Annotated in this window: 12 protein-coding genes; 5 read left to right on the top strand and 7 right to left on the bottom strand. The window is 39.7% G+C overall.

Translation table 11 applies throughout. From position 1 onward, the window contains the following. Positions 1-3: 3 nt before the first annotated feature. The 4 genes from pilB to ACSFVZ_RS14190 form a co-directional block, all read right to left on the bottom strand. Positions 4-1,680: a type IV-A pilus assembly ATPase PilB gene (pilB, locus tag ACSFVZ_RS14205; protein ID WP_135923544.1), complete on the bottom strand. Its 1,677-nt coding sequence runs from the start codon at positions 1,678-1,680 to the stop codon at positions 4-6. A gap of 190 nt (positions 1,681-1,870) precedes the next feature. Beyond that, positions 1,871-2,473 carry a dephospho-CoA kinase gene (gene coaE, locus ACSFVZ_RS14200; RefSeq protein ID WP_138558583.1) on the bottom strand — a complete coding sequence of 201 codons (603 nt, stop codon included), beginning with the start codon at positions 2,471-2,473 and terminating at the stop codon, positions 1,871-1,873. Positions 2,474-2,475: 2 nt separating this feature from the next. Continuing rightward, positions 2,476-3,372, bottom strand: a complete 897-nt coding sequence (locus ACSFVZ_RS14195; RefSeq protein WP_135923546.1) for a prepilin peptidase — start codon at positions 3,370-3,372, stop codon at positions 2,476-2,478. A 123-nt stretch (positions 3,373-3,495) separates the two neighbouring features. After that, positions 3,496-4,722, bottom strand: a complete 1,227-nt coding sequence (locus tag ACSFVZ_RS14190) for a type II secretion system F family protein (RefSeq protein ID WP_421967136.1) — start codon at positions 4,720-4,722, stop codon at positions 3,496-3,498. Positions 4,723-4,849: 127 nt separating this feature from the next. Here ACSFVZ_RS14190 and ACSFVZ_RS14185 point away from each other — a divergent pair, with 127 nt between their 5' ends. Then, the gene (locus tag ACSFVZ_RS14185) at positions 4,850-5,458 is read left to right on the top strand and encodes a fimbrial assembly protein (RefSeq protein ID WP_435559113.1); all 609 of its coding nucleotides are present in this window, start codon (positions 4,850-4,852) and stop codon (positions 5,456-5,458) included. Here ACSFVZ_RS14185 and ACSFVZ_RS14180 read toward each other — a convergent pair. From ACSFVZ_RS14180 to nadC, 3 genes are all read right to left on the bottom strand, one after another. Then, entirely contained in the window at positions 5,455-5,880 is a 426-nt protein-coding gene (locus ACSFVZ_RS14180; RefSeq protein WP_435559112.1) for a pilin, read from the bottom strand. The two genes, ACSFVZ_RS14185 and ACSFVZ_RS14180, sit on opposite strands and share 4 nt — an antisense overlap. 19 nt (positions 5,881-5,899) lie before the next feature. Beyond that, a complete protein-coding gene (locus ACSFVZ_RS14175; RefSeq protein ID WP_435559111.1) occupies positions 5,900-6,319 on the bottom strand; it encodes a pilin in 420 nt (139 codons plus the stop codon). Positions 6,320-6,814: 495 nt separating this feature from the next. After that, the gene (gene nadC / locus ACSFVZ_RS14170) at positions 6,815-7,663 is read right to left on the bottom strand and encodes a carboxylating nicotinate-nucleotide diphosphorylase (RefSeq protein WP_135923550.1); all 849 of its coding nucleotides are present in this window, start codon (positions 7,661-7,663) and stop codon (positions 6,815-6,817) included. 189 nt (positions 7,664-7,852) lie between these two features. Between nadC and ampD the strand changes: the two genes are divergently transcribed. The 4 genes from ampD to aceE all read left to right on the top strand — a co-directional run bounded on the left by ampD (position 7,853) and on the right by aceE (position 13,192). Then, positions 7,853-8,395 carry a 1,6-anhydro-N-acetylmuramyl-L-alanine amidase AmpD gene (ampD, locus tag ACSFVZ_RS14165; RefSeq protein WP_253038588.1) on the top strand — a complete coding sequence of 181 codons (543 nt, stop codon included), beginning with the start codon at positions 7,853-7,855 and terminating at the stop codon, positions 8,393-8,395. Positions 8,396-8,416: 21 nt separating this feature from the next. After that, entirely contained in the window at positions 8,417-9,268 is an 852-nt protein-coding gene (gene ampE, locus ACSFVZ_RS14160; protein WP_435559110.1) for a beta-lactamase regulator AmpE, read from the top strand. 423 nt (positions 9,269-9,691) lie between these two features. Next, positions 9,692-10,441: a pyruvate dehydrogenase complex transcriptional repressor PdhR gene (gene pdhR / locus ACSFVZ_RS14155; protein ID WP_036965924.1), complete on the top strand. Its 750-nt coding sequence runs from the start codon at positions 9,692-9,694 to the stop codon at positions 10,439-10,441. Positions 10,442-10,525: 84 nt separating this feature from the next. Continuing rightward, positions 10,526-13,192 (top strand): pyruvate dehydrogenase (acetyl-transferring), homodimeric type, encoded by a 2,667-nt coding sequence (gene aceE, locus ACSFVZ_RS14150; RefSeq protein WP_135923553.1) that lies wholly within the window; start codon positions 10,526-10,528, stop codon positions 13,190-13,192. Positions 13,193-13,198: the final 6 nt, after the last annotated feature.

Here is a 13,198-nt window from a genome sequence, read left to right as displayed (position 1 = left end):
GAGTTAGAAACTCGTTACTCGGTTGATTTCTGCAAGTGAGGTGACACCCGCTGCGGCTTTTTTGAGTCCAGATAATCGTAAGTTATTGAATCCTGATCTCAATGCTACTTCTGCAATCTCTAAGGAATTACCACCACGCATAATAATTTGCGCAATTTCAGGTGTGATCTGCATTACTTCATAGACACCAACACGTCCTTTATAACCCTCAGTGCAACTATCACAACCTTTAGGTGCAAATAGTTGTATTTCACTAAGCTTGTCTTTATCAAAACCTTGGCGAATCAGTTCTTCATCAGGTAGTGTTTCTGGTGTTTTACACTTAGGGCAAAGTCGTCTTGCTAGACGCTGTGCAATAATAAGACTAATTGAACTTGCTACGTTATAAGCAGGCACCCCCATATTTAAAAGACGAGTTAGGGTTTCTGGCGCTGAGTTTGTGTGTAGAGTTGATAAAACTAAGTGACCCGTTTGTGCTGCTTTAATCGCGATTTCAGCGGTTTCAAGATCACGGATCTCACCAACCATGACAACATCAGGATCTTGTCGCAAGAATGCTTTTAATGCGTTAGCAAAGGTCATTTCAGCTTTTGGATTAATTTGTACTTGGTTTATCCCTTCAAGGTTTATCTCTACTGGATCTTCGGCGGTACTAATATTACGCTCAGGCTGGTTGAGAATGTTTAAACCGGTATAAAGTGATACGGTTTTACCAGACCCTGTAGGACCTGTCACCAAGATCATCCCTTGTGGCTGCTCAAGTGCATCCATGTAAAGCTTCTTCTGCTCAGGCTCATAGCCAAGGACATCGATACCGAGCATGGCACTTGATGAGTCGAGAATACGCATTACGATTTTCTCGCCCCATAATGTAGGCAATGTACTTACACGAAAATCGATACTTTTACGTTCGGTTATTTTAAGCTTAATACGACCATCTTGAGGTTTACGTTTTTCTGCGATATCTAGTCGCGACATAACCTTGATACGTGCAGATAAGCGGCTAGCCAAGCTATTTGGCGGGCTTGCCATCTCATGCAAAATACCATCGATCCGAAAACGCACACGATATCGGTGTTCATAAGGTTCAAAGTGTAAATCCGACGCGCCTTTTTTAATTGCATCCATTAAAATTTTATTGATGTAGACAATAATCGGTGCATCGTCTTTGTCTTCATCTTTAGCTGCTAAATCAGTTGAGGTTTCGGTTTCAAGCTCGCCAAGCTCTTTAAATTCGCTTTCGCTAAGATGTAAACTTCCGGTCGCATCGAATAATTGTTCAATTTTATTTTCGAGTTGATTGTAATCAACAACCACTACTTCGCATGAGAGACCTGTACTAAACTCAAAGTTTTCAAATGCACCATAGTCGGTCGGATCCGATGCGGCTATATAGAGCTTACTGCCTTTTTTTACAAGTGGCAGAATGTGATGCTCGCGAATGAGTTTTTCTTTGATCAGCTCTTCAGAAATTTTTGTGACATCAAAGTCTTTAATATCAAAATAAGGAACACGAAATAGATCGGTGCATTGCTCGGCAAGTTCACGACCATCCATACCGCAACTTTTAGCTATAAGCTCTGCGGTAGAACTATACTCTTTTTGTTTTAACTTTACTGTCTCGGCATCAATACGTCCAAGAGTAATGTACTTTCTGAGAAGCGGTGAGTTTATATTCATTGCGCACCTAAGTTGAGCCTATCTTTGCCACAATTTACCAGAAAAAATTAGGGTATAACATCAGTCTTGTCTGATTTAGTCAAAATTGCAAAATAAAATCATCATAAACTCATGTATTTACATTTATTACTAATTCTTTTGGGTTAGTTTGTGACGTGCTAATTAATATTAGCATTCTATTTTGAATTAGCTATTGTTGTGCAGATGCTAAATATGAGAGATGTAACTCTTTAACTGTTAGAAAAACCTCTCTAAGAGGACGATTGTTATCTAAAATATCATCCGCTTTTAGAAGCTTATCGTCTCTAGACATTTGTGAGGCTATGATTTGCTCAGCTAATTCAGTGGAAACATTATCGCGTGCCGTGGTTCTCGTTATTTGCACCTCAACCGGAACGTCAACGAGCAAAGTGCGGTTACAAAATTTCTCTAAGCCATTTTCGAATAGTAGTGGTGCAACTAATATTACATAGGAGCTGGTGGCCTTTTGTAATTGCCTCAGCATTGATTCTCTAATAAGCGGGTGCAATAAGCTATTTAGCCATTGTTTTTTAGATTCATCAGCAAAGATTATTGTTCTTAGTTTTGCGCGATCGAGTGTGCTGCTACTCGTGAGTATTTCATCACCAAAATATTCAGTAATTTTTTTTAGACCCGTTGAGCCTGGCTCGACAACTTCTCTGGCAACAACATCAGCGTCGACTACTTTAATTCCAAGTTCTTCAAACATTGCGCTTACCGCGCTTTTTCCAGAGCCAATACCGCCAGTAATTCCTAAAATCCACTTTGCCATAATCAGTAACCTAAAAAGTTAAAGTAATAGGCTTGAATTTGCTCACGCCATAGCAAAGTGACCCAACCAGCAATTGCAAGGTAAGGCCCAAATGGGATTGGCGTGGTTTTATCTTTACCTTGAATGATTATTTGTGTAATGCCAATGATGGCACCAACGACACTTGATAATAGCACGATAGTTAAAATATCTTGCCAGCCTAGTAGCGCACCAAACACAGCTAACAGTTTAAAGTCGCCATAACCCATGCCTTCTTTACCAGTAGCAAGCTTGAATAACCAGTAGACACTCCATAAGCTCAGGTAGCCAACTGCGGCGCCGATAATAGCGTCGCTTGGAGCAATGGTAATATCCAAAGTTGCAGCAATTAATGCTAACCAAACCAATGGCAATGTGAGCTGATCAGGCAGTAACATATGATCTATATCTATAAAGGTTAAAGCGACTAAAACCCAAGTAATTAATATATAAAGTAGAGCTAATTTAGTTGGACCAAACACAGCTGCAACTATTAAACTTAAAACAGCTGTTAAAATTTCAACAATAGGATAACGCACCGAAATCGGTGTTTTGCAACTGGCACAACGACCTTTGAGTAATAACCAACTTAGTACAGGAATATTCTGCCAAGCTTTTATTGGTGCTTTGCATGTAGGGCAAGTTGAATTAGGTTTTACTAAGTTAAAGGGGTCTTGTTCTGTTTGCTGTTTTGAATTGAGCTCATCGGCCAATACAATACGGCATTCCGTTTGCCATTCTCGTTTCATCATCAGTGGCAAACGATAAATCACCACATTTAAAAAGCTACCAATACACAGGCTAACTAAGCCCACAGTCAAAAAATAAAACCACTGCTGACTTTGCATTGCAGTGGTTATATCAAGAAAAAAGTTTTCCATTAAATTACCCAACTTCTGGCCATTTACAGGCCGATTTTATTTCGCTGTGTTGAACCGTTTTTATTATTTATTTTATATTGCAAACTATCAATCAAGGTTTAGTATTTTTCTTACAGTTATATTTTAAATCACTGAGCCTAATTGGAAGATAGGCAAGTACATAGCAACAATTAACCCACCAACAAGGACGCCTAATACAACCATAATTAAAGGCTCAAGTAAGCTTGATAAGCCATCAACGGCATCATCGACTTCTTGCTCATAAATAGTTGCTACCTTTGCAAGCATACCATCTAGCGAACCTGACTCTTCACCAATAGCCACCATTTGCACTACCATATCTGGGAAAATTTTTGTGTTGCGCATTGCCCAGTTCATTAAATTACCAGAGCTTACCTCGGCTTTTATCTCTAAAATCGCATAACGGTATACAGCGTTGCCAGAAGCGCCAGCAGCAGAATCGAGTGCGTCAACTAAAGGTACACCTGCCGCAAAAGTCGTTGAGAGCGTACGAGCGTAGCGAGCAACAGCTGCTTTATTTAAAATCATACCAACAACAGGTAGTTTTAATATTGCTCTATCATTGGCATCCCTGAGTTTTCTGCTCTTAAGAAGTGCTTCTTTATAAATATAGCCTGCAGCTACTACAATGATTAGCATTACCCACCAATATTCCTGCATAAACTCCGAAATACCAATTACCATAAGAGTAAAAGCAGGTAGCTCTGCGCCAAAGCCGTTAAAAATATCTTGGAATTGCGGCACGACAAATATCAGCAAAATAGATGTTACGATTATAGCAACCACCAAAACCGCAATAGGATAAAACATGGCTTTTTTAATCTTTGATTTAAGAGCCTCTGCTTTTTCTTTATAAAGCGCAACACGGTCATAAATTTTATCAAGTGCGCCTGACTGCTCACCAGATGCAACTAAGTCGCAATAAAGATCATCAAAATAGCGAGGGTGCTTTCGTAAAGCTTGAGAAAGGGGAATACCTGCTTTTACTTCATCAGCAATACCCTCCATTAATTTTGCAACGCTTTTGTTCTTTGCACCAGAGGCTATCATTTCAATAGACTGAATTAGGGGAACACCTGCCATCAGCATAGTTGCAATTTGTCTAGAAATTAGGGCGATGTCCTTAGAGGTTATTTTCTGTACACGTGAGCCAAATATTGGTTTTGCTTTACGCTTAACTTTTGAAGGCGTAATACCTTGCTTACGTAACTGCGCTTTGACTAAAGCAATGCTTTGTCCTGAAAGCTCACCCTCAAGTTTTTTACCTCGAGCACTTACACCAACCCATTCAAAAGTATCTAAAGATTGCTTTTCTTGAACTTTACTCATTGTAAATCCATATGTTACTGATTGATGTTTAATAGCTTAATAGTAGCGGCCTTTTGAGGCTGAAACAATTGATAAGGTGATGTTATCTTGCTTAAATATGAAGATTCAGAGGATTCGGGTCTCAAAAGTGCAAAATACATTAAAGGTTTATAGAACAAAGTTTGTTTGGAGTTTTATTCATTTTCTAGTGGGTAGCTTGTTCTTGTTTATGGTTGCCACTTGGCTTTTTTTTAGCTGGTTTAATCATGGGCGATACTTACTCACTGATTTAGTGGGTATTACAGTAATTATTCTTTCAATTGATCTTATATTAGGCCCAATATTTAACTTCTGGTTGCTATCGCCACTAAAGTCGAAGCGTGAAAACTCAATTAATTTTGGCTGTATCCTCATGTTACAGATTGTATCGCTTGCTTATGGTATTACTCAGATAGATGGTCAGCGTTTAGCATATATAGTTAAATGGCAGAATTCTTATTTCACGGTGCTTAAGAGTGAAGATCGAAGAGCAAATCACGAAGAAGCTTTATATCATTTTAATGAGCCTACAGTGCAAAGTAATGAAAGAGCTTTTTATGAAATGATGATAAAACATGCCATACCACCGATTGAAATGTATGAATATTTTGTGGAAGTTCCGTTATCGAGCGAATGTAATGAATCACCTTGCGAAGTGATTTCTAAATCAGGGCTAGTTAAATTAAAAAGTACCAAAGAGGGCATGGTCTTTTTTTAGCAAGTACCACCGCTGATACAAGTGCTAGTTTGTGACAATTGCCATATTAATTGACCAGCATTTAATTGCCCTTGCATTATATAAGTATCACCATTCGACTCAGACGCATCAGCAGTCGCTGTTGATGTAATAATAAAATTACCAGAGTTTGTAATTTCAATGTTTGAAACATGCTTTAGAGAAGTGAAATCGGTCTTTTTACGACCTAGCTTAGTAAAGGTATCACATTTAGATAAATCAACATATCTGTGATAACAAATCTCAACAGCTCTTTGGACTCCATTACTAGCAAGCACAACTTCAGTAAACTTTGAGCGCTTGAAGTGGTTATTGTAAGCAGGAAGAGCTAATGAGAGCAGCAGACCTAGAATTGCCACTGTAATCATTAGCTCAATCAGCGTAAAACCAAATGGCTTTGACATTTTTTCGAATGATTAATTATTAACAAACACCATCAGCTATACATGAACCGGTCTGAGCCCAAGTTAGTGTTCCGCTGACTTCTGTTGGTGTAAGAATATAAGTTGCGCTGTCTACCGTTGTTGCACCTGTTGCTGTAATTGCAGCTGTAGTGGTGGCAATTGCAACACTTGCAACATGTTCACCTGCAGCTGCACCAGTTGCGTCTAGACCAATTTCAGTTGCTTCATCACAAGCAGTTAAAACGCCAGCACCACGAGTTTGATAACACACATCTACAAGGCCTTTAGCTGAAGAAGCAGCTAAAACTACTTCAGAGAAGCGTGCTTTTTTAGTATAAGTTTGGTATTGCGGTAGCGCGATAGCTGCAAGAATACCGATGATTGCAATTACAATCATTAATTCAATTAGGGTGAAACCCTGTTGCTTTTGTTGTGTCATTTGTTCCTCTCCTAAAGGATATGATGATTTAGTAAGTTTAGCTATAACTTCAGCGTTGTAAAACCAAGGCTCAATTTACAGGTTAAATCTTACAGTTTTAATTTAAATGTCTTCAAATATAGCGTGATTGATAACAAAGTTTTCAACAAACATCCCATGTTCAAAGCATGTAAAATTACTTTAGCATTATTCAATGCATTTGAAAGCTATTTTACTGTAAGACAAGCAATTTTTCTGAACTTTCCGGCCTTACTTTGAGACAGGTCAAGCCTCTAAAATAGGGGGAACCCATTAGTAAAGTCTATACGCCTGTTGTAAATCATTGAAATGTTTGTAGTTTAACTGTTAGTTATGAGTAGTTTAGTACAAAAGGTTGATCTGCATCAAACAAATGTATGTTTTTTGTTACTCACCTAAGCTTTTTACGTATTTAATGCTTTTTTTATTTTCTTGTCAATAAATTAGGTAAGTCACTAAATACGTATAAAGGGGAAGTTAGCCGTTAAATCGCATGGATAGATCGATTGATTGTAAATTTTTTGTAAGTGCACCGCTCGAGATAAAATCTATACCTGCTTGCGAGTAAGTTTTAAGAGTTTCGAGTGTCATATTGCCAGACACTTCAAGTTTTGCGCGCTTATCTGTTATTGTGACTGCTTGCTGAATTTGCTCAACGGTGAAGTTGTCGAGCATAATGATATCAGCACCCGCAGTGATTGCTTGCTCAAGCTCATTAAGTGATTCAACTTCTACTTCAACTGGCTTTGTAGGGTGGTTGCTTTTTGCTTGTGCTACTGCTTTATCAATACCGCCACATGCAGCGATGTGGTTTTCTTTAATAAGAAATGCATCAAATAGCCCGATGCGGTGATTCGCGCCACCACCACATTTAACTGCGTATTTTTGTAACGCCCGTAAGCCAGGAATTGTTTTGCGTGTATCGAGTAGCTGTGTGGTTGTACCTTCTAGCTCTTTTACATAACGAGCAGTTGTTGTTGCTGTGCCAGAAAGTGTTTGTACAAAGTTAAGGGCCGTGCGCTCTGCAGTTAAAATAGCGCGAGCTGAACCAGATGCTGTAAACAAAGTGGCATTCGCTGCGACTTTATCGCCATCATTTACCAGTACATCAACTTTCACTGTTGGATCGACTTGGTTAAATACTTCTAAAATAATCTCTTTTCCACAAAATACACAGTCTTCACGAGTTATTACCTTGGCATTCGCTTGCTGGTTTTCAGGTATCAGCTGTGCGGTGATATCACCGTCACCGGCGCTTTGGTAATTCAAATCTTCATCAAGGGCAAGTTTAACCAATTGGCTAATTAAAGAGTGAGGGACTGACATGTAGAAAGCTCATTGTTTATGAATAAATTGGCGAAATTTTACTATGTTTAACCCCTTATTAGAAGTTAAAGATCGACCACCAGTAGAGTAGGCTTAATCGCATCCTCCTTAGCGAAAATGAATCTAACTAGACCCTAAGTTTTTAACCATTTACACTATTTAACTTTACTGTCATTGTTAGTTTTTAAAATGCATATAAATGAACTTGGTCAATTAAACAATGTGTTACAACGTCCATGTGCACATTATGATGAACGCCCTGATAATGAAGTCTCATTATTGGTCATTCATAATATTTCTTTGCCGGCAGGGCAGTTTGCAACACCTTATGTTGATGATTTATTTATGGGATGTATTGATTGTTCTGCGCATGAGAGCTTTGCTGGTTTAGACGGTTTGCGGGTTTCCGCACATTGCTTTATTCGTCGTACAGGAGAGATAATTCAGTATGTTCCTTTTACCAAACGAGCTTGGCATGCAGGCGTATCAACATTTGAAGGCAGAGAACGCTGTAATGACTTTAGTATTGGTATTGAGCTTGAAGGCACCGACACGCAAGCGTATACCCAAGCACAATATAATGCATTACACTTGGTGACATCGGCATTAATCGAAAAGTACCCAGATATTAATCGTTCGCGTATCGTTGGTCATTGTGACATTGCACCGGGCCGAAAAACGGATCCAGGTAGAAGTTTCGATTGGCAATACTATTTTGATTTAGTGTTTTAGTTAAAGGGTATAGGTAAAAGCATGATCTTAATTTCAATAATTATTGCTTTGGTGATTGAGCGTTTAGGGGCGCGGGCTGATTATTGGCAAATCGGTTTTTATGCCAACTCCTATCTTAAGCACTCGCAAAAACACCTTTCAGAAAAAGGCTTATTCAATTCCCCAATAGGCTTTTTGATTTGGTTAATGTTACCAGTGGTTGCCGTTGGACTAGTTTATCAATTCTCAGATTTTATAATTTGGCAGTTAGCTGTGAATGTTGCTGTACTGTTGGTTTGCTTTGGCTGTGCTAAGCAGCGTGCTTTATATAAGTCATACTTAAATGCATTAACACGTAACGATCAAGAAGCAGCTTCTTTATTTGCATTACAGATGGGGCAAAAGAAAACAGAAGATCAGCCCCATGGTGAGACATTTGGGCAAACGCTAGCATGGCTAAACTTTCGTTTTTATTGTGCAGTGATTTTTTGGTTTGTGGTTTTAGGTGTACCAGGCGCGGTGCTTTATGCACTAGTTCGAACCCTTGCAGACAAGGTAAGGGATGATCACAGTGTTGTCTATGCTAAACGTTTTAAACTGATTCATAGCTTACTGTTTTGGCTCGATTGGTTACCAGCACGTGTTGCTAGCTTTGGTTATTTAGTGATTGGTAACTTTAATAAAGGCACCAGTTGTTGGTTGAAGTATGTGCTCGACTTTTCAGTTAGTAACCGAAAAGTGGTTACGCAAACCGCACTTGCTGCTGAGCAAATAGAGCAACAACATTTTGGCTGTACTTACGAAGCCACCTGCATGATGAAACTTGTAAAAAGAAATGTATTGTTCTTTTTAGTGATTATTGCAGCACTTACTTTATTTGGTGGTTTGGCGTAGTAGATTGTAGGAATGACTTTATTCATAAATCGCTCTGTTAGTGCACTTCTATTGAGTTCTGATTTTTCAGCACTGAAGTGCATACTACCTGTACTTGCTACCAAGTCATTCAAATAGACTAACATCTACTATCTGATGACTAAATGCTTAGATGTAATACCTAGTGCTTACCAATCTGGTCTGACCATTTAATTTTTATTGTTTTTTCCTTCAGAAAAAGTCACTTTAATCCATACTGTTTAATCTTTAACCGAATTGCGTTAGGGTGTTATTAGTCTTAAATCGCACTGAAATTGACAGAAATACGGGTTTTTGATAACGTATGTCTCAATTTGGTATGACCAATTTACCTTTTTGGTCAAGGCACAAAGTTAAGTACCCGATATTTATAGGGTTAATGCATAACAATGCGGACGTTAATAAATGTCTTTAAAGATTAAAGCAGCAAAATTATCTGATGTTATTTTACAGCAACTTGAGAATATGATTCTCGAGGGATCGTTAGCGCCAGGTGAAAAGCTGCCTCCGGAACGTGAGCTTGCGAAACAATTTGAAGTGTCGCGACCTTCACTGCGTGAGGCAATCCAAAAGCTAGAAGCAAAAGGCTTGGTGACACGTCGCCAAGGCGGCGGAACCTTTGTAAAAAATCAACTTGAAGAGGGGCTCACTGATCCGCTTTTTGATTTGATCAGTAAGCATCCAGAGTCACAATTTGATTTACTTGAATTTCGTCATGCCCTTGAGGGGATCGCGGCTTATTACGCGGCTATGCGTGGTACCACCAATGACTTTAAAAAAGTAAAACAAAGCTTTGATAATATCGCGCTTGTTAACGATGACATTGTGCAAAAAGCAAAAGCCATTAATGCATTCCATTTTAGTGTGGCTGAAGCATCTCATAACGTGGTGTTACTACATCTAGTTAGAGGGATGCAGGCTCTACTAGAGCAAAATGTATTACAGAATTTAACTGTACTGTTAAAAAAACCACAGATCAGCCAACAGCTTGCAGAGCATAGGCGACTGTTGATGGATGCGGTTATTGAAGGAAACCCAGAGCAAGCACGTCTTGCTAGTAATGCTCATTTAGCCTTTATCGAAGAAGCCTTACTTGAGGCTGGCAAAGAGCATTCGCGGATTGAACGTAGTTTAAGACGCACCAAACAACATTAAGCAAGTGATTAGCTAAGTTTAGTTAACTACTTAATTTAAGATTTATTAAAATAATTAGTATTTTAAACATAAGGAAACCTCCATATGTCTGAAGTCAATAAAATTGACGTAGACGCGCTAGAAACACAAGAGTGGTTACAAGCCCTTGAATCTGTTGTGCGCGAAGAAGGTGTAGAACGAGCTCAATATTTACTTGAGCAAGTGTTAGAGCAAGCCCGTTTAGACGGTGTTGATATGCCTACTGGCACGACTACTAACTACGTTAATACCATTCCGGTAGATCAAGAGCCTGCTTACCCAGGTGACGTAAACATTGAACGTCGTATTCGTTCAATCATCCGTTGGAATGCGATCATGATCGTATTACGTGCGTCGAAAAAAGATCTAGACTTAGGCGGCCATATGGCGTCTTACCAGTCTTCTGCTGCATTCTATGAAGTGTGTTTTAACCACTTCTTCAAAGCACCAAACGATGTAGACGGCGGTGACTTAGTGTATTACCAAGGCCATATTTCTCCTGGTATCTATGCACGTGCATTTGTTGAAGGTCGTTTAACAGCTGAGCAGCTTGATAACTTCCGTCAAGAAGTTGATGGTAAAGGTCTTCCTTCATACCCACACCCTAAATTAATGCCTGAATTCTGGCAGTTCCCTACAGTATCTATGGGTCTTGGTCCGATTGCATCAATCTACCAAGCGCGTTTCCTTAAATACCTAGATGGCCGTGGCTTAAAAGACACTAAAAACCAACGTGTATACGCTTTCTTAGGCGATGGTGAGATGGATGAGCCAGAATCACGTGGTGCAATCTCATTTGCTGCGCGTGAAAAGCTAGATAACCTATGTTACCTAATCAACTGTAACTTACAGCGTTTAGATGGCCCAGTAATGGGTAACGGCAAGATCATTCAAGAGCTTGAAGGTCTATTCAAAGGTGCTGGCTGGAACGTGATTAAAGTTGTATGGGGTAGCGGTTGGGATATCCTACTAGCTAAAGATACAACAGGTAAATTACTGCAGTTAATGAACGAAACCATTGACGGTGATTACCAAACATATAAAGCGAAAGATGGTGCATACGTTCGTGAGCACTTCTTTGGTCGTTACCCAGAAACAGCAGCACTTGTTGCTGATATGACTGATGAAGAAATTTTCGCACTTAAGCGTGGTGGTCATGAGCCATCAAAACTTTACGCTGCATTCAAAAAAGCGGAAGAAACCAAAGATCGTCCAACAGTAATCCTAGCTAAAACTGTAAAAGGTTACGGCATGGGTGATGCAGCTGAAGGTAAAAACATCGCGCACCAAGTTAAGAAAATGGACATGACACACGTTGAGCACTTACGCTCACGTTTAGGTCTTCAAGATTTGGTTTCTGATGAAGAAATTAAAGACCTTCCATATCTTACACTTGAAGAAGGTTCTGAAGAGTACAAGTATCTTCACGCACGTCGTGAAGCACTGCAAGGTTACACGCCTAAGCGTATTGCTAAGTTCTCTGAAAAGTTAACATTACCTGAAGTTGACGCGTTCAAGCCGCTACTTGAAGAGCAAAAACGTGACATCTCAACAACAATGGGCTTTGTACGTGCACTTAACGTGTTACTAAAAGACAAAGGCATTGGTAAAAACATCGTTCCTATCATCGCTGATGAAGCGCGTACGTTTGGTATGGAAGGTTTATTCCGTCAAATCGGTATTTACAACCCGCATGGCCAAAACTATACGCCGCAAGACCGTGACATTGTTTCTTACTACAAAGAAGCGACATCAGGTCAGGTACTACAAGAAGGTATCAACGAGTTAGGTGCAATGTCATCATGGGTTGCTGCTGCAACATCTTACAGCACTAACGACTTACCGATGATCCCATTCTACATCTACTACTCAATGTTCGGTTTCCAACGTGTAGGTGATATGGCGTGGATGGCTGGTGACCAACAAGCACGTGGTTTCTTACTAGGTGCGACAGCTGGTCGTACTACACTTAACGGCGAAGGTTTACAGCACGAAGATGGTCATAGCCACATTCTTGCCAACACTGTACCTAACTGTATTTCTTATGATCCGACATTCGCATACGAAGTAGCAGTAATCATGCAAGACGGTATCCGTCGCATGTACGGTGAAGACCAAGAAAACGTGTTCTACTACCTAACGCTAATGAACGAAAACTACCATCAACCAGCAATGCCTGAAGGCGCTGAAGAAGGTATTCGTAAAGGTATCTACAAACTTGAAACTGTGGCTGGCGAGAAAGCAAAAGTACAGTTACTAGGTTCAGGTACAATCATGATGGAAGTGCGTAAAGCGGCACAAATCCTAAGCGAAGAATATGGCATTGGTTCAGATGTATTCTCTGTAACGTCATTCAACGAGTTAACACGTGATGGTCAAGATGTTGAGCGTTTTAACATGCTTAATCCTGAAGCAGAACAAAAGACTGCTTACATCACAAATGCATTAACAGATGCAGTAACTGTTGCAGCAACAGACTACATGAAGAACTACGCAGAACAAGTTCGTTCATTTGTTCCAAGCAGCAACTATAAAGTGTTGGGTACAGATGGTTACGGTCGTTCTGATAGCCGTGAAAACTTACGTCGTCACTTCGAAGTTAATGCGGGCTATGTTGTGGTTGCAACATTATCAGAGCTTGCTAAACGTGGTGAAGTTGAGAAGTCAGTGGTTGTTGAAGCAATCAAGAAGTTCGACATCGACACAAACAAAGTTAACCCGCTATACGCATAAGAGGTT

The organism is Pseudoalteromonas nanhaiensis (assembly GCF_051235485.1).
Classification (GTDB): domain Bacteria; phylum Pseudomonadota; class Gammaproteobacteria; order Enterobacterales; family Alteromonadaceae; genus Pseudoalteromonas; species Pseudoalteromonas lipolytica_C.
The sequence above is the reverse complement of the archived record's forward strand: the minus strand, read 5'-3'. Positions and strand labels throughout refer to the sequence as shown.